Here is a 16,759-nt window from a genome sequence, read left to right as displayed (position 1 = left end):
AAACAGGTTCCCATACATGCTGTTTATGGGAGCCTGTTTTATTTAATCATCGCTATTCTTTCCTGAAAATAAAATGTGCAGAAGATTATAGTTTTACATTCTGCCGTTTCCGCTTGGCCATTTTACCGCGCATAATCCCTCGCTTCATTTATTGATTATCAAAAATAGCGTCTACGAAGGATCGCCAATGGCAAGTGTGCAGGAAAAACAATTGCGGTGGTACAACATCGCATTGATGTCTTTTATTACCGTATGGGGATTCGGTAATGTTGTAAACAACTATGCTAATCAGGGATTAGTGGTTGTCTCTTCATGGATATTTATTTTCGCCCTCTATTTTATCCCTTATGCACTGATTGTCGGACAACTTGGCTCCACGTTTAAAGACGGTAAAGGTGGGGTTAGTACATGGATTAAACACACAATGGGACCGGGGCTGGCTTATCTCGCAGCGTGGACCTATTGGGTGGTGCATATCCCTTATCTGGCGCAAAAGCCACAGGCTATTCTGATTGCTCTGGGATGGGCGCTGAAAGGCGATGGCTCGCTGATTAAAGAGTACACCGTGGTGGCGTTGCAGGGGCTGACGTTAGCGCTGTTTGTCTTTTTCATGTGGGTTGCATCCCGTGGCATGAAATCGCTTAAAATCGTTGGATCGGTCGCGGGGATCGCGATGTTTGTGATGTCCATTCTGTATGTCGTAATGGCCGTCACCGCTCCGGCGATTACTGATGTGCAGATCGCCACAACCAATATCACCTGGGAATCTTTTATCCCGCATATCGATTTTACCTATATCACAACGATCTCGATGCTGGTCTTTGCAGTCGGTGGCGCGGAGAAAATCTCTCCATACGTTAACCAGACGCGTAACCCTGGCAAAGAGTTCCCGAAAGGGATGTTAGTTCTGGCGGTTATGGTAGCGGTGTGTGCTATCCTGGGTTCTCTGGCAATGGGGATGATGTTTGACTCTCAGCATATTCCTGATGACTTAATGACGAATGGCCAGTATTACGCTTTCCAGAAACTCGGGGAGTATTACGGCATGGGTAACACATTGATGGTTATTTATGCAGTTGCCAACACGTTAGGTCAAATTGCGGCTTTGGTGTTTTCTATTGATGCACCGCTTAAAATTTTACTGGGCGATGCCGATCGCAAATATATTCCTGAAAGCCTGTGTAAAACGAATGCCTCTGGTACACCGGTGAATGGCTATATTCTGACACTGGTGCTGGTGGCCATTTTGATTATGTTGCCAACGCTGGGTATCGGTGACATGAACAATTTGTATAAATGGTTGCTGAATCTGAATTCAGTGGTGATGCCTCTGCGCTATCTGTGGGTGTTTGTGGCCTTTATTGCCGTTATTCGTCTGGCGCAGAAATATAAACCGGAATATGTCTTCATTCGTAACCGCTCTCTGGCGATGACGGTGGGAATTTGGTGTTTTGCGTTTACTGCGTTTGCCTGCCTCACGGGGATCTTTCCGAAAATGGAAGCCTTTACTCCAGAGTGGACATTCCAGCTCACGCTGAACATTGTGACGCCGTTTGTGCTGGTCGGACTGGGCTTAATTTTCCCGTTGCTGGCACGTAGGAAACTATAATGAACTAACGCTCTTCAAGAGTGGAGTGAAGTTGCGCCAGGCTGGTAGTATGGGATAACTGCTGTAAGCGCTCAGCTTCATCCAGCCAGCACACCAACTGCTGAATCATTTCGATATGTTGAGTGCTGTTGGCTGCGGCAAGAATAATTATTAGCCGTACATCCGGGTGTCCAGGAAATGGTACTGCCTCTTTCAGGCACAGAAGCGACAGGTGCGTTTTACTGCTGAGCACTCCTTCTTCCGGGCGAGCATGAGGCAGGGCAAACTCCGGGCTTAATATATACCATGGACCGTGTCGTTCTGTTTCACGGATGATCGCCTGAGTATACCCATTTGTAATTGCCCCTTGTTCTTCCAGAGGATGACAAGCCAGTTGTACTGCCTCCTGCCAGGTGTGGCATTGTTCCTGAAACTGACAGGCTGAAAACAGCGTAGAGACCATCATTTTATCCTTATTTCAGTGGGCAGACCGTGTTACGGTCTGCCCAGCCGATTATTTGAGTGCTTCACAAATTGCAGAGGCTGAAATTCCGTATTTCTCTTTTAATTGTCGGCTGTTGCCCGATTCGGTAAATGTGTCCCGAGTCCCAAGACGGTGTAATCGCGTACTTAATCCCTCCTCGGCCAGAACTTCAGCAATTTGTCCGCCAAGCCCACCCGTAATGGTATGGTTTTCAATCGTGACGATACGCGGACAATCGGCAACCAGCTGCAGGAAACGCTGGCGGTTAAACGGTTTTAGCGTGGCGACATGAATGAGTTTTCCCCGTTTCCCTTGCGTGCTTAGTTGGGTGTAACCTGTACTCGCTTGTTCAAGCACGGTCCCTTCATAAAGAATGGCAAAGTCGTTGCCTGCGTTCTCCACGGCGTCAATATCAGTCACTCGGGGAACAATAGATTTATCGCGCACGGGCATCGGTTCGCGAGCAACGCGAATATAAACCGGTCCAGCAATTCTCACTGCTTGCTCAAAGGCTTCTGCAACTTCTTCGGCATCAGCAGGCGTCAGAATGGTGATCCCGGGTAAAACACGGGTTAATGCGAGATCTTCCAGGGCGTGATGGGAGGCACCATCCGGGCCATCATCCATCCCGGGATGACTGCCGACCAGTTTAATATTGGCATTGGCATAGCAGGCCTGACGTAGTTGAGTCCAGGCCGTGCCTGTCACAAACATGGCGAAGTTCACATAGAAAGGAATATTGCCTTCCAGTGCCTGGCCCACAGCAAAGCTCATTGCTGAACCTTCGGCGATCCCCATTTCAAAGAACGCGTCCGGATAGGCTGCCTGAAACTGGTCGGTGCGCGTTGAGCTGGCTAAATCGCTGTCGATGGCGACAATGGGATAGCCTTGCTGTTTCAGCGCAATCAGGGCGTTACCGATTTCATCGCGGGGTGCTTTCATCATTGCAGCTCCTCCATAGCCTGTTGATATTGTTCGGTGGTTGGGGTTTTTGAATGCCAGTCGCCGTTATTTTCCATGTAGCTAACACCGCTGCCTTTGGTGGTATGTGCAATAATCGCAATGGGTTTCCCTTTCAGATGCCGTGATAGCATGAAGGTGTCGGCCACCTGATGCATACCGTTGCCGTTATGAAGTTCGAGTACATGCCAGCCAAAAAGGCGTACTTTGTCGGCCAGCGGCTCCAGATTCACCACCTGATTGACCGGGTCATGGGAAGAGAAACCGTTGTAGTCGATAATTGCCACCAGGTTATCCATTTTCATATGACCGGCCTGTTGCAACGTTTCCCATATTTGGCCTTCGTGCATTTCACCATCGCCGATAATGGCGAAGACGCGCTGCGGTTCACCATGTTGCTTTTTCGCTGCCGCCATACCGAAAGCAATGGATAATCCCTGGCCCAACAGACCCGTTGTGGCATCGACCTCTGGCATAGATTTGATGCTGGGATGCCCTTGCAAACGCGAGTTAATCTGCCGGAAGGACTTAAATTCGCTACGTGCAATGTTGCCTTTTTGATGCAGCAGGGCGTATTGGGCAGCCACGGCATGGCCTTTACTCATCACTACACGGGCACGGGGCGATGCGGTCAAATCTACTTCCTGATCGTAAATCCAGGTCAGAATATCGATAATGGATAACGCACCGCCAGGGTGGCCAATGCCTGATTCATAAATCATGGAGACAATATCCCGGCGAGCGGCCTGCGCGTGGGATTTTAGTTCGTCAATATTCATGTTCATTCCTTATCAAGGCAACATTTTGCCGATGTAATACACCACTAAACCGAGTGCAACGAAGTCGGTTTCCGGGAAGCTGGTTCCGGACAAACCGACTGATTCCATAATCGGGTAGATGAGTGCCGGGCCGATGCCAATTAATATGCCGGTGACAAAACTCCCGGCAATTGCCCCTTTCCAGCCACCGGATGCGTTGCCGAATACTGCGGCGGTGGCACCAATGAAGAAGTAGGGGATAGCCACGGGGATGATGACCGTTTGCCCAATTAACGCGAGTATGCCCATGACCACGAGTCCTCCTATAAAAGAGGAAATAAAGCCTAAAACCGTGGCAGTAGGGGCGTAAGGAAAGACCACCGGACAATCCAGCGCAGGTTTGGCATTGGGTATAAATTTTTCAGAGATGCCTAAAAAGGCTGGGACGATTTCCGACAATAACAAACGAACGCCGGTGATGATGATATAGAGCGATGCCGTAAACGTGAGCGACTGGAATAACGGATAGACCAGCCAGTGCATTCCTCCCGCTGCGGCAGTCACTGCTTCTTTACCTGCGGCAAGCGCCGCGATGTAGTAGAAAATACTGACGGAGATGGAAACGGAGACGATATAGTCTTTAAAAATCCCCAACCACCCGGGAAGATTCAGTTTTTCGGTTGACTGTTTAGGGTCACCAACTTTAGAGCCAATCCATCCTGAAAACGCATAGGCCAGGGTGACGTAATGGCCCATGGCAATTTCATCATTACCCGTGATTTTGCGCATCCAGGGTTGGGCGATAGCAGGATAAATGCAGGCTGCCAGCCCCAGTAATACTGAGCCGACAATAATTGTTGTCATATCACTGTAGCCGAGGGCTTTGAGTGTGACGGTTAATAAGGCGGAAAGATAAAGATTATGCTGGCCTGTCAGGAAGATGTACTTGAACGGCGTGAAGCGTGCAAAAAACAGATTCCAGCCAAAACCGACGACCATAATGAGCGAAACGCACATGGCAAATTTTGTTTGCGCCAGCCCGGTTAATGCTTCTGCCAGTGGCATCACACCTTTCAGACCAAACCCATCGCTGAATAATGTCTGAAAATTACCGAGAGAGGTCACTGCTAGTCCTGCGCCACCGGCAAAGACCAGAAATCCGACGATGGTTTTAAAGGTGCCTGAAAGGACCTTTTCGATAGGTTTGCGCTGGATTAGCAAGCCGATTAACGCAATAAAGCCAACTAAAAGTGGGGTTACACCCAGAATGTCGAATACAATGAACTTAAGGAAATCCATATTTCCCCCGGAGAGGTTAGTGATTTTGAACGATGCTGGTGAGCGCGGATTCCATCTCTTCGCTGTTCATCAGATCGGTAATGCCGATTGCCCTGAACCCGGCGGCTTCAACTTCGTCGGTGAGGTCGCTCATAGTGATCACGAAGTCGATGTTCTGCCAGGTCCTTAAGCCTGACAGCACATCATGTTCAAGATCGATATCCCAGCTATGCTTATCGATAATTCTTTGCGCTTTTATTTTGAGCATTAGCGAGCTACCCATACCGGTACGGCAGACGATCAGACCTTTCATGAGACGTTCTCCTGTTTGTAAAAATAATTATTTTTAATTATTATGGTGCGATAAAAATTATTATCACAAAGCAGAGCGAAGTATGTGACAGCATTTGCATTTTGTGCAAAAAGGCCAAAAATGAGTCAGATAGACACTAATTTGTTGATTAACATAAGAAACGAGGCTTCAGGGTTGAGTCCGATCCTGGAAAAGGTGGGGCGTTTCATCACGGAAAATCCTGATTTTGTGATGCGGCACACGATAACGGAGCTGGCGGATTCTATTGATACCAGCGAGGGCAGTATCACCCGGTTCTGCCGTGCTTTTGGGTTTAAAGGATTCTCTGATTTCAGAACGGCGCTGGCGTTAGAGCAGGGCGCGGCGCGCTCGGATGACGGGGCGTGTGAAGAGACGGCGGCGGTACTGGACAGCGTCCGTGACAGCAATGCAATTATCGACAGCATCGAGTTACAGGCGGTGGCAGCCTGGCTTAACTCACTCAGCAATATTGCGATTTATGCGGTTGGGACGGCTGTACCCGTAGCGTTGTTTCTACAGATAAACCTGGTGCAGATGGGGAAAGTCGCCAGTTATATCGACAGATTCTATCCGGCGGCGATCTCGCCGTTGGCCGACAGCCAAAAGACTGGGATTATTGTTATCCATACTGAGCAAGTGTCCACCGATATGATGCAGGCACTGGCGCTGGCGAAAGAACAAGGGATTAAAATTGTCTCACTGACGCGGGGATCGTTTGCGCCATTAAACCGGCTTTCGGACTGGAACTTGCAGGCGGCTGTTGCGCTACAGGGGGAAGGGGAATCGGGTTTTGCGGAGATAGCTGGGGCGATGATGGTGGCGGATCGTATGCTGAGCGCGCTGGAAGAACAGGACGAACGCTATGTGCAGTGCCGTAAAGCGCATCAGAAACGTATTTTCTCAATTGAAAGTGTGACCAATAAACTGTCGGAATACTTCATGTCGTAAAGATTGGATTCTGGCGTCCCGTCTGTAAGACAACAATGATGGCGGAAGAGTGAGGATATCGCTTTCTGTCCATAGTACTTTTTTCCGCGTTCCATCGTCTTGTTTTCCGGCGTTATGGTGTTCTTATTCAGGTACTTGGGTACGATATATTGCTTGTCATCATATCGGAGCGATGTTGTCGGCCTGGTTTGTGTCTTTTGATAAAAACTCACCATTGACTCCAGAGATGAATAACCGCATGACGTCCTTTCCTGTGATATGGCTCGTTTGCCGGATATGAGAGCGTAGATAACAAAACGGCCGCCATTTTGGGCAGCCGTTTGTAGGGATGTAAACTTAGTACATCACTTTATGACCATACTGTTCAAGGATGCCTTTGACGCGCTCCATGGTCTCTTTTTTCGGGGGCTTCACGCCATCCAGTTTGTATTCCTCACCCATCGCCACCCATTTGTGTTTACCCAACTCGTGGTATGGCAGCAGTTCAATTTTTTCGACATTGCCCATATCGCGGGTAAATTCGCCCAAACGGTGTGCTGAATCATCATCATCGGACCAGCCAGGTACGACAACATAGCGGATCCACACTTTGATATCTTTGTTGGACAGGTAGCGGGCAAACTCCAGTGTGCGATGGTTAGATACGCCAACCAGGTTTTGGTGGATCTCGTCGTTCATCTGTTTCAGATCGAGCATCACCAGATCGGTCACTTCCAGCAACTCATCAATCACCGGGTCGTAGCGGCGGACAAAACCGTTAGTATCAAGGCAGGTATGAATACCTTCTTTCTTACAGGCACGGAACCAGTCACGGACGAATTCAGCCTGGAGAATGGCCTCTCCGCCGGATGCCGTTACGCCACCACCGGATGCGTTCATAAAGTGACGATAGGTCACGACTTCTTTCATTAATTCATCGACGGTGACTTCTTTACCGCCGTGCGTATCCCATGTATCACGGTTGTGGCAGTACAGGCAGCGCATCAGGCAGCCCTGGAAGAAGGTAATAAATCGGATGCCCGGGCCATCTACAGTGCCACAGGATTCAAAGGAGTGAATGCGACCAATAACTGACATTGCGGTGTTTCTCCAGGTGTGGCCCATCCGGGGCCAGTGTTAGTGCACAGTTATTAACTGTGTCGAGTCTGTTTTGGCTGTTATCCATAAGTATAGATAGCTGACAAAGCAGGCTATTAAAAAGGCCCCACTTACGTGGAGCCTTTATTGTACGCTTTTTAAAGTACGATTTCAGTCAAAACCAATTACATGGTCTGAGTGAAGGTACGAGTAATAACGTCCTGCTGCTGTTCTTTAGTCAGGGAGTTAAAACGTACTGCGTAGCCAGAAACACGGATGGTCAGCTGCGGATATTTTTCCGGATGTTCCATCGCATCCAGCAGCATTTCACGGTTCATGACGTTCACGTTCAGGTGCTGACCACCTTCGATGGACGCTTCATGGTGGAAGTAACCATCCATCAGACCCGCCAGGTTGGTCTTACGAACTTCGTCGTCTTTACCCAGTGCGTTCGGAACGATAGAGAAGGTGTAAGAGATACCATCTTTAGCGTAAGCAAACGGCAGTTTAGCAACGGAGGTCAGAGAGGCAACAGCACCTTTCTGGTCACGGCCGTGCATTGGGTTAGCACCCGGTCCGAACGGCGCGCCAGCACGACGACCATCTGGGGTGTTACCGGTTTTCTTACCATACACAACGTTAGAAGTGATGGTCAGAACAGACTGAGTTGGGATAGCGTTGCGGTAAGTAGTCAGTTTCTGAATTTTCTTCATGAAACGTTCTACCAGATCAACCGCCATGTCATCCACGCGAGAGTCGTTGTTACCGAACTGCGGGTATTCGCCTTCGATTTCGAAGTCAACAGCCAGGCCGTCTTCGTCACGAATCGGTTTTACTTTCGCATATTTGATTGCAGACAGGGAGTCAGCAGCAACGGACAGACCAGCGATACCACACGCCATAGTGCGGATAACGTCACGGTCGTGCAGCGCCATCAGAGAGGCTTCGTAGCTGTACTTGTCGTGCATGTAGTGGATAACGTTCAGTGCAGTGACGTACTGTTTAGCCAGCCAGTCCATGAAGTGATCCATGCGATCCATGACTTCGTCGAAGTTCAGAACATCGCCTTTGATCGGTTCAGATTTAGGACCAACCTGCATTTTCAGTTTTTCATCAACGCCGCCGTTGATTGCGTACAGCATGGTTTTCGCCAGGTTAGCACGCGCACCGAAGAACTGCATTTGTTTACCAACAACCATTGGGCTTACGCAGCAAGCGATAGCGTAGTCGTCGTTGTTGAAGTCCGGACGCATCAGGTCATCGTTCTCGTACTGCAGAGAAGAGGTGTCGATGGACACTTTAGCGGCGAATTTCTTGAAGTTCAGAGGCAGTTTTTCAGACCACAGAACAGTGATGTTCGGCTCCGGAGAAGGACCCATGGTGTACAGGGTGTTCAGGAAGCGGAAGCTGTTTTTGGTAACCAGAGTACGGCCGTCAACGCCCATACCACCGATAGATTCAGTTGCCCAAATCGGGTCACCGGAGAACAGTTCATCATATTCAGGAGTACGCAGGAAACGAACCATACGCAGTTTCATGACCAGGTGGTCAATCATTTCCTGAGCGTCTTGCTCGGTGATTTTGCCGGCTTTGATATCACGTTCGATGTAAGCATCCAGGAAGGTGGATACACGACCGAAGGACATTGCTGCACCGTTCTGAGATTTAACAGCGGCCAGGTAGCCGAAGTAAGTCCACTGGATAGCTTCCTGAGCGTTGGTAGCCGGACCAGAGATATCGCAGCCATATTTAGCAGCCATTTCTTTGATCTGACCCAGAGCGCGGTGCTGTTCAGCGATTTCTTCACGCAGACGGATAGTCGCTTCCAGGTTTACGCCATTTTCCAGGTCTGATTGCAGAGAGACGAACTGAGCGTATTTGTCTTTCATCAGGTAGTCGATACCGTACAGCGCAACGCGACGGTAGTCACCGATGATACGGCCACGGCCATACGCATCTGGCAGACCAGTCAGAACACCAGATTTACGGCAGTTCAGAATGTCTTTGGTATAAACATCGAATACACCCTGGTTGTGGGTTTTACGGTATTCGGTGAAGATTTTTTTCAGCATCGGGTCCAGTTCGCGATTGTACGCTTTGCAGGAACCTTCAACCATTTTGATACCGCCAAACGGGATGATCGCACGTTTCAGCGGAGCTTCAGTCTGCAGACCAACAATTTTCTCGAGCGCTTTGTTGATGTAGCCAGCGTCGTGAGAAGTGATGGTAGAAGCAACGGAGGTGTCAAAGTCAACAGGCGCGTGAGTGCGGTTTTCCTGTTTAACGCCTTCCATTACGCTGTCCCACAGTGCAGTGGTCGCTTCAGTTGCGCCAGCCAGGAAGGACTCATCACCCTCATACGGAGTGTAGTTTTTCTGAATGAAGTCACGGACGTTTACTTCATTCTGCCAATCACCTTTGGTAAAACCTTCCCAGGCTGTGGCTAACTTTTCATTAAGCTCGGACATGTAACACCTACCTTCTTAAGTGGATTTTTTATTTACTGCGTGTAATGAACATCAACAGATTAATGATGATCGTTACCACGCAGGTAAATGACCCAGTATGTCAACCCGACCAACAAACCGCCGCCGATAATGTTACCGATCGTAACCGGAATCAGGTTATCGGTGATGAAATTCATCACGGTCAGGTGAGAAAAATTCTCCGGAGAAGAACCGACAGCGGTCCAGAATTCCGGGGTGGCGAAATCGCGTATTACGATACCCATAGGGATCATAAACATGTTTGCGATACTGTGCTCAAAACCGCTGGCAACAAACATTGCGACCGGTAATACCATGATAAACGCTTTGTCCATCAGGCTGCGGCCAGAGTAGCTCATCCAGACGGCCAGACACACCATTAGGTTAGCCAGAATACCAAGGCTTACAGCTTCAACAAAAGTATGGTGCACTTTGTGGTCGGCAGTTTGCAGGACGTTGAGTCCCCACGCGCCGTTGGCGGTCATATACTCGCCAGAAAGCCACATGAGTAACACAAAGATCAGCGCACCAATCAGGTTACCGACATAAACGTTAAGCCAGTTCTTCGCTAACTGACCCCAGGTAATACGACCACTGGCTTTAGCGACGACAATCAGTACGGTTGAAGTGAAGAGGTCAGCGCCGCAGACAACGCAAAGGATCAGCCCCAGGGAAAAGCAGATACCACCCACCAACTTTGCCATGCCGAAAGGCATTGTGCCGGTACCGGTCGTGGCAGTGATATAGAAAACAAAGGCAATTGAAATGAACACACCGGCAGTAATTGCCAGATAGAACGTCTTAAGCGGATGTTTCGTTGCTTTATAGACGCCTGCTTCTTCGGCAACTTTGGCCATAGCAGCAGGAAGTATAAGATCAAAAGGGTTGTCAGCTTTCACACTAACTCTCTCTTTATTAAGTCGGCGACGAGATACTAACAAAGCATTATAGATGAGAATTTGATATAGATCATATCTCGCCTGGCTTATAGGCCCGCAAGACGCATGGTTTTTATGCGATTACGGTGTAACTTGTTGATTATCCATATAAAAATAAATTTTAAAAATTATAAAGTGAGTTGAATTTTTTCTTTATGCCTCCAGTCGGACGGTTAATTAAAATGGAGTAATTGAGATAAATAGCGACATTAATAAACTAAAATTTTTAATATCAACTACTAATATTTAACCTTGCTTTTACATTTATTTCTGAGTAAACAAAAATAAAAAAACAGGGCGCTTAAAGCGCCCCGTAATATAGCCCAGACAATACGTTTAGCCTACTCAACACAGGCTGTTTGCCACTATTTTGACCAGTGCGTTGCTTTCGCACGTTGTAGCTTCTCATAGGCTTTCAGCAGAGACTGATGTGCCGGGAAAGCCTGCAGATCGCTATCAACCGTTTGTAATCCATAGAATGGCGCTTCTCCGCTCATTGCTGCACTTGCTGCTTCAACTGCCTCTGCACCGTACATACGAACAAATGCGTTAAGATACTGCAGCGGCTGGCGGTCCTCTTCCTGTGACAGCAGCAGCAGGGTTTGCAGGCAGCGGTAATAGTTTGCGCGTTCAGCACTAAAGACGGATGCGTTAAATTCCATCGTCCATTCCGTCCAGATCAGTGCCTGCTCAAGGTCACCACCCGCCAGAGCCAGCATTACTTTGAGCTCGCCAATGCGCAGGGTATACCAGCCATTATCCGCTCCGGTCGCCAAACCCAGCAGTTCACGTACGCGAGTGAAATCGTCGAACCCTTCTTCATCCAGCTGTGCGAGCAGGTTGAGGTAGTCTTCTTTTTCCCATTCGCTGCCTGGCAGAGAGAGAATGGTATCACGCAGGTGCGCTCCCATACTGTTGTTGGCTAACCACAAATCTTCTGCTGGGTAGATGTCAGACATACCCGGGACGATAATGCGGCAAGCGTAAACGCTCAGGTGCTCGTAGTCGGCGATGTAGACTTCTTTATCTTCCGCTTTGAAGATGGCCATCAGGGTTGCAAACTCTTCTTCCGTTGTACCGGAGAAATTCCAGTCAACGAACGGGTAATCGGCATCCTGCTTGAACAGATCCCAGGAGATCAGACCGCTGGAATCGATGAAGTGCGTTTCGAGGTTAGTGTGCTCAGCCACTTCTTCATCGTCGAAGGTTGGGGGAGTGAAGACATCAAGATCTTTCAGACCACGGCCCTGCAACAGTTCAGTGACGGTACGCTCCAGTGCAACACCGAAATCCGGGTGCGCACCGAAAGAGGCAAAACAGGTACCGTTAGCCGGGTTGAACAGTACCACGCAGATAACCGGGTATTTGCCACCCAGCGAACCGTCGTACGCGAATATTGGGAATCCTTCGGCTTCCAGCTTTGCAATGGATTCAACGACTGCCGGGTAACGCGACATCACTTCGGCCGGAATTTCCGGCAGGCTGATGCTTTCCGCGATAATGCGGTTCTTCACATAGCGCTCAAAAACTTCAGACAGCCCCTGAACGCGGGCTTCATTCGGTGTGTTACCCGCAGACATACCGTTAGATACGTACAGGTTACCGATAATGTTCATCGGAATGTAAACGGTCTGATTATCTGACTGACGGGTAAACGGCAGGCCACAAACGCCGCGTTCTTCATTGCCGGATTGCAGATCGATAAGCATGCTACCGGTCAGTTCATTGTCTGGATCGTAGAATGCACGCAGACGCACATCCAGCAAACCTTCAGGTACGTCATCATCTTCAGTCAGTGGGAACCATTTTTCGTTCGGGTAATGTACGAACGGGCCGTTAGCGATGGTTTCGCCCAGCCAGAAATCCGCAAAGAAGTAATTCGTGGACAGACGCTCAAAATATTCGCCCAGTGCGGAGGCCAGTGCCGCTTTTTTAGTCGCACCTTTACCGTTGGTAAAGCACAGCGCGCATTCTTTGTCGCGAATATGTACAGACCAGACGTTAGGAACGGGATTCAACCATGAGGCTTCTTCAATTTGAAAACCGAGGTCGAGTAATTTTTGCTGGAAGCGAGCGATGGAATCTTCCAGTGCGGCATCTTTGCCGGGGATAAATGTTTGCGTCATGAAAATCACTTTTGTCGTACGGAAAGCGCGCAATGATACGGGTTTTCAATGAATGGCGCTATCGCCGCCGGAGCCTCAGCGTAAATAAAGCATTTGATTCACACCGTGGCGTATGCAGTCGAATGTTCGCGGACTATCTGCTGAAGGGAAGGGGGGCTTCTTTCTTTAATATATCTCTGCGCGAGGCAAAACCAGAATGGTCGAAGGTCGGCTGGGCAAAATGCGCCTCCTGATAGCGAAAATCTCGGTTTTTATCCGTCAATCCGATAGATTCTGTTGTGTGACGCATCGCTCATTTTTGCCCTGACCAGTTTTACCCATTGCGGCGCGTGTCACTGAATGATAAAACCGATATCCACAGGAATAACTTATACCCAATGTCTGTCACAGGAATTATCGTAAACGACAGGATGTTGATTGGATAACAACACAACGTGGTGAGGGGAAATGGCTCAGGTCTTCAATTTTAGTTCAGGTCCGGCAATGCTTCCGGCGGAAGTACTTAAACTGGCTCAACAGGATCTTTGTGACTGGAACGGTCTTGGCACGTCGGTGATGGAAATTAGCCACCGAGGTAAAGAGTTCATCCAGGTTGCAGAGGAAGCAGAGCAGGATTTTCGCGATCTTCTCAATATCCCCTCCAACTATAAAGTGTTGTTCTGTCATGGCGGTGGTCGTGGACAGTTTGCGGGTATCCCGTTAAATATTCTGGGTGATAAAACGACGGCAGATTACGTTGATGCCGGTTACTGGGCAGCCAGCGCGATTAAAGAAGCGAAAAAGTACTGCACGCCAAACGTTATTGATGCCAAAGTCACCGTTGACGGCCTGCGCGCTGTTAAGCCGATGAGCGAATGGCAGCTTTCTGACAACGCGGCGTATCTGCACTATTGCCCGAACGAAACCATCGACGGTATTGCGATTGATGAAACGCCGAATTTTGCCAGCAATGTGGTGGTCACGGCGGATCTGTCTTCTACCATTCTTTCCGCGCCGCTTGATGTTAGCCGCTATGGCGTTATCTACGCGGGTGCGCAGAAAAATATTGGCCCTGCCGGGCTGACCATTGTCATCGTACGTGAAGATTTACTGGGTAAAGCCCACGTGTCTTGCCCGTCGATACTTGACTATACCGTACTGAATGACAACGACTCCATGTTTAACACGCCACCGACCTTTGCCTGGTATCTGTCAGGCCTGGTCTTTAAATGGCTGAAAAAACAGGGCGGCGTCAGTGCAATGGATAAAATTAACCAGCAAAAAGCAGAACTGCTGTACGGCGTGATTGATAACAGCGATTTCTACCGCAACGATGTGGCGAAGTCGAACCGTTCACGTATGAACGTACCGTTCCAGTTGGCTGACAACGCGCTCGATAAACTCTTCCTGGAAGAGTCGTTTGCTGCGGGCCTGCATGCACTGAAGGGACACCGTGTGGTTGGCGGAATGCGGGCTTCAATCTATAACGCTATGCCGCTGGAAGGCGTAAAAGCACTGACCGATTTCATGGTCGATTTTGAGCGTCGCCGCGGCTAATCTGCTGTACTTTTCATCCCCGCAGCCAGCCTGTGGGGTTTTTATGTCTGTTTTTGAGAGTTGAGTTTCATGGAATCCCTGACGTTACAACCCATTGCGCGGGTGGATGGCACCATCAATCTGCCTGGATCCAAAAGTGTTTCTAACCGCGCTTTGCTGCTGGCTGCACTAGCAAATGGCACCACTGTCCTGACAAACCTGCTGGACAGTGATGATGTCCGCCATATGCTGAATGCGCTGAATGCGTTGGGGATTAACTATACCCTTTCGGCCGATCGTACCCGCTGTGAAATTACGGGGAATGGTGGCCCACTGCATGCCGAAGGCGCTGTAGAGCTGTTCCTCGGTAACGCCGGAACCGCAATGCGCCCGCTGGCCGCTGCGCTGTGCCTGGGCAGCAATGATATTGTGCTGACCGGCGAGCCACGTATGAAAGAGCGCCCGATTGGCCACCTGGTTGACGCACTGCGCCAGGGGGGGGCAAAAATTGAATATCTGGAGCAGGAGAATTACCCGCCTTTACGTCTGCATGGTGGCTTCAACGGAGGGCAGGTTGACGTTGACGGCAGCGTTTCCAGCCAGTTCCTGACCGCGCTGCTGATGACGGCACCGCTTGCGCCGCAGGATACGACAATCGCGATTAAAGGCGATCTTGTGTCAAAACCGTACATTGACATTACACTGAACCTGATGAAAACGTTTGGTGTTGACATTGAAAACCAGAACTACCAACGTTTCGTCGTGCAGGGCAACCAACAGTACCAGTCTCCGGGCGCCTATCTGGTAGAAGGCGATGCTTCATCGGCCTCGTATTTTCTCGCGGCCGGCGCGATCAAAGGCGGTACGGTGAAGGTTACCGGAATTGGGCGTCATAGCATGCAGGGTGATATTCGCTTTGCCGATGTGCTGGAAAAAATGGGCGCGACCGTGACATGGGGTGATGATTTTATTGCCTGTACTCGCGGTGAGTTGAACGCTGTTGATATGGATATGAATCATATTCCTGATGCGGCAATGACCATTGCGACCGCCGCGCTGTTTGCAAAGGGCACAACGACTTTACGGAACATTTACAACTGGCGTGTCAAAGAGACTGACCGTCTGTTTGCTATGGCAACCGAGCTGCGGAAAGTGGGTGCGGAAGTTGAAGAGGGGCATGATTTTATCCGTATCACTCCGCCGGTTAAGCTGCGGTTTGCGGATATTGCGACCTATAACGATCACCGTATGGCGATGTGTTTCTCGCTGGTGGCGCTGTCTGACACACCCGTTACCATTCTTGACCCGAAATGTACCGCGAAAACCTTCCCGGATTACTTCGAACAACTGGCCCGTATCAGCACACCTGCCTGACTTTATTGCCGCATCTTCGGGTGCGGCACATTCCGTCATCTCCGATTGCCCATTTATTCTACACTCAGCTTCAATGAGTCTGTATTTTTCACACAAAGATAACGTTCGTAGACGTTGGCGCGTATAATGCGCGGCGTTCACGTTAACGTATGCCTGTTTAAGGAGAAAAAGATGACGGCAATTGCCCCGGTTATTACCATTGATGGCCCAAGTGGTGCAGGTAAAGGCACCTTGTGCAAGGCAATGGCGGAAGCATTGCAGTGGCATCTGTTAGATTCAGGCGCGATCTACCGTGTACTGGCGCTTGCGGCGTTGCATCATCATGTTGATGTGGCTTCTGAAGATGCTCTGGTACCGCTTGCGTCGCATCTGGATGTGCGTTTTATCTCAACAGACGGCAATCTGGAAGTTATTCTGGAAGGTGAAGATGTCAGTGGTGAAATCCGCACTCAGGAAGTGGCAAATGCCGCATCCCAGGTGGCTGCATTTCCCCGTGTGCGCGAAGCGCTTTTACGGCGCCAGCGCGCCTTCCGCGAAGCACCGGGCCTGATCGCTGACGGACGCGATATGGGCACTGTGGTATTCCCTGATGCGCCAGTAAAAATTTTTCTGGACGCCTCCTCGCAAGAACGTGCGCATCGACGTATGCTACAGTTGCAGGAGAAGGGCTTTAGTGTTAACTTTGAACGCCTTTTGGCCGAGATCGAAGAACGCGATGATCGTGATCGCAACCGTGCTGTAGCGCCGCTGGTTCCCGCTGCTGATGCTTTAGTTTTGGATTCAACCCGATTAAGCATTGAGCAAGTGATTGAAAAAGCGTTACAATACGCGCGCCAAAAACTGGCTCTCGCATAAGTGCGACCGAATTTGCAGTACCCCCGTTGCAATGGATT

The 16,759-nt window shown here is 49.6% G+C and carries 14 protein-coding genes; 5 read left to right on the top strand and 9 right to left on the bottom strand.

The window, feature by feature from the left end; genetic code table 11:
* Nucleotides 1-187 precede the first annotated feature (187 nt).
* A complete protein-coding gene (locus tag OGX95_RS02665; protein ID WP_286628221.1) occupies nt 188-1,609 on the top strand; it encodes an amino acid permease in 1,422 nt (473 codons plus the stop codon).
* Nucleotides 1,610-1,613: 4 nt separating this feature from the next.
* Here the strand turns inward: OGX95_RS02665 and OGX95_RS02660 are convergent, their stop codons facing one another.
* The 5 genes from OGX95_RS02660 to OGX95_RS02640 are packed head-to-tail and all read right to left on the bottom strand — an operon-like array spanning nt 1,614 to nt 5,381.
* The gene (locus OGX95_RS02660) at nt 1,614-2,051 is read right to left on the bottom strand and encodes a PTS sugar transporter subunit IIA (RefSeq protein ID WP_286628687.1); all 438 of its coding nucleotides are present in this window, start codon (nt 2,049-2,051) and stop codon (nt 1,614-1,616) included.
* A gap of 51 nt (nt 2,052-2,102) precedes the next feature.
* Nucleotides 2,103-3,014 (bottom strand): transketolase family protein, encoded by a 912-nt coding sequence (locus OGX95_RS02655; protein WP_286628685.1) that lies wholly within the window; start codon nt 3,012-3,014, stop codon nt 2,103-2,105.
* Nucleotides 3,014-3,811, bottom strand: coding sequence for a transketolase (locus tag OGX95_RS02650; RefSeq protein ID WP_286628220.1), 798 nt, complete (start codon nt 3,809-3,811; stop codon nt 3,014-3,016). Before OGX95_RS02650 ends, OGX95_RS02655 begins: the two co-directional genes overlap by 1 nt.
* A gap of 12 nt (nt 3,812-3,823) precedes the next feature.
* Nucleotides 3,824-5,089 (bottom strand): PTS ascorbate transporter subunit IIC, encoded by a 1,266-nt coding sequence (ulaA, locus tag OGX95_RS02645; RefSeq protein ID WP_286628219.1) that lies wholly within the window; start codon nt 5,087-5,089, stop codon nt 3,824-3,826.
* Nucleotides 5,090-5,105: 16 nt separating this feature from the next.
* Entirely contained in the window at nt 5,106-5,381 is a 276-nt protein-coding gene (locus OGX95_RS02640; protein WP_286628218.1) for a PTS sugar transporter subunit IIB, read from the bottom strand.
* Between the two features lie 120 nt (nt 5,382-5,501).
* Here OGX95_RS02640 and OGX95_RS02635 point away from each other — a divergent pair, with 120 nt between their 5' ends.
* Nucleotides 5,502-6,350, top strand: coding sequence for a MurR/RpiR family transcriptional regulator (locus OGX95_RS02635; protein WP_286628217.1), 849 nt, complete (start codon nt 5,502-5,504; stop codon nt 6,348-6,350).
* A 336-nt stretch (nt 6,351-6,686) separates the two neighbouring features.
* Here OGX95_RS02635 and pflA read toward each other — a convergent pair whose 3' ends face one another.
* The 4 genes from pflA to ycaO form a co-directional block, all read right to left on the bottom strand.
* Nucleotides 6,687-7,427, bottom strand: a complete 741-nt coding sequence (gene pflA / locus OGX95_RS02630; RefSeq protein ID WP_003035751.1) for a pyruvate formate lyase 1-activating protein — start codon at nt 7,425-7,427, stop codon at nt 6,687-6,689.
* A 185-nt stretch (nt 7,428-7,612) separates the two neighbouring features.
* The gene (gene pflB / locus OGX95_RS02625) at nt 7,613-9,895 is read right to left on the bottom strand and encodes a formate C-acetyltransferase (RefSeq protein ID WP_137382814.1); all 2,283 of its coding nucleotides are present in this window, start codon (nt 9,893-9,895) and stop codon (nt 7,613-7,615) included.
* Nucleotides 9,896-9,954: 59 nt separating this feature from the next.
* Nucleotides 9,955-10,812: a formate transporter FocA gene (gene focA, locus OGX95_RS02620; RefSeq protein ID WP_003831909.1), complete on the bottom strand. Its 858-nt coding sequence runs from the start codon at nt 10,810-10,812 to the stop codon at nt 9,955-9,957.
* A 404-nt stretch (nt 10,813-11,216) separates the two neighbouring features.
* The gene (gene ycaO / locus OGX95_RS02615) at nt 11,217-12,977 is read right to left on the bottom strand and encodes a 30S ribosomal protein S12 methylthiotransferase accessory factor YcaO (protein WP_286628216.1); all 1,761 of its coding nucleotides are present in this window, start codon (nt 12,975-12,977) and stop codon (nt 11,217-11,219) included.
* Between the two features lie 447 nt (nt 12,978-13,424).
* Between ycaO and serC the strand changes: the two genes are divergently transcribed.
* From serC to cmk, 3 genes are all read left to right on the top strand, one after another.
* Nucleotides 13,425-14,513, top strand: coding sequence for a 3-phosphoserine/phosphohydroxythreonine transaminase (gene serC, locus OGX95_RS02610; protein ID WP_286628215.1), 1,089 nt, complete (start codon nt 13,425-13,427; stop codon nt 14,511-14,513).
* A 69-nt stretch (nt 14,514-14,582) separates the two neighbouring features.
* Nucleotides 14,583-15,866: a 3-phosphoshikimate 1-carboxyvinyltransferase gene (aroA, locus tag OGX95_RS02605; protein ID WP_286628214.1), complete on the top strand. Its 1,284-nt coding sequence runs from the start codon at nt 14,583-14,585 to the stop codon at nt 15,864-15,866.
* 171 nt (nt 15,867-16,037) lie between these two features.
* Entirely contained in the window at nt 16,038-16,721 is a 684-nt protein-coding gene (gene cmk, locus OGX95_RS02600) for a (d)CMP kinase (protein WP_045441261.1), read from the top strand.
* Nucleotides 16,722-16,759 lie beyond the last annotated feature (38 nt).

Origin of the sequence: Citrobacter sp. Cu233, from assembly GCF_030332225.1 — a bacterium.
In the GTDB taxonomy this organism is placed as follows: Bacteria; Pseudomonadota; Gammaproteobacteria; order Enterobacterales; family Enterobacteriaceae; genus Citrobacter.
The sequence above is the reverse complement of the archived record's forward strand: the minus strand, read 5'-3'. Positions and strand labels throughout refer to the sequence as shown.

Excerpts from the sequence above, each read along its gene's own strand:
- OGX95_RS02665 (WP_286628221.1), top strand. The coding sequence starts at position 188 with ATGGCAAGTGTGCAGGAAAAACAATTGCGGTGGTACAACATCGCATTG.
- OGX95_RS02660 (WP_286628687.1), bottom strand. The coding sequence starts at position 2,051 with ATGGTCTCTACGCTGTTTTCAGCCTGTCAGTTTCAGGAACAATGCCAC.
- OGX95_RS02655 (WP_286628685.1), bottom strand. The coding sequence starts at position 3,014 with ATGAAAGCACCCCGCGATGAAATCGGTAACGCCCTGATTGCGCTGAAA.
- OGX95_RS02650 (WP_286628220.1), bottom strand. The coding sequence starts at position 3,811 with ATGAATATTGACGAACTAAAATCCCACGCGCAGGCCGCTCGCCGGGAT.
- ulaA (WP_286628219.1), bottom strand. The coding sequence starts at position 5,089 with ATGGATTTCCTTAAGTTCATTGTATTCGACATTCTGGGTGTAACCCCA.
- OGX95_RS02640 (WP_286628218.1), bottom strand. The coding sequence starts at position 5,381 with ATGAAAGGTCTGATCGTCTGCCGTACCGGTATGGGTAGCTCGCTAATG.
- OGX95_RS02635 (WP_286628217.1), top strand. The coding sequence starts at position 5,502 with ATGAGTCAGATAGACACTAATTTGTTGATTAACATAAGAAACGAGGCT.
- pflA (WP_003035751.1), bottom strand. The coding sequence starts at position 7,427 with ATGTCAGTTATTGGTCGCATTCACTCCTTTGAATCCTGTGGCACTGTA.
- pflB (WP_137382814.1), bottom strand. The coding sequence starts at position 9,895 with ATGTCCGAGCTTAATGAAAAGTTAGCCACAGCCTGGGAAGGTTTTACC.
- ycaO (WP_286628216.1), bottom strand. The coding sequence starts at position 12,977 with ATGACGCAAACATTTATCCCCGGCAAAGATGCCGCACTGGAAGATTCC.
- serC (WP_286628215.1), top strand. The coding sequence starts at position 13,425 with ATGGCTCAGGTCTTCAATTTTAGTTCAGGTCCGGCAATGCTTCCGGCG.
- aroA (WP_286628214.1), top strand. The coding sequence starts at position 14,583 with ATGGAATCCCTGACGTTACAACCCATTGCGCGGGTGGATGGCACCATC.
- cmk (WP_045441261.1), top strand. The coding sequence starts at position 16,038 with ATGACGGCAATTGCCCCGGTTATTACCATTGATGGCCCAAGTGGTGCA.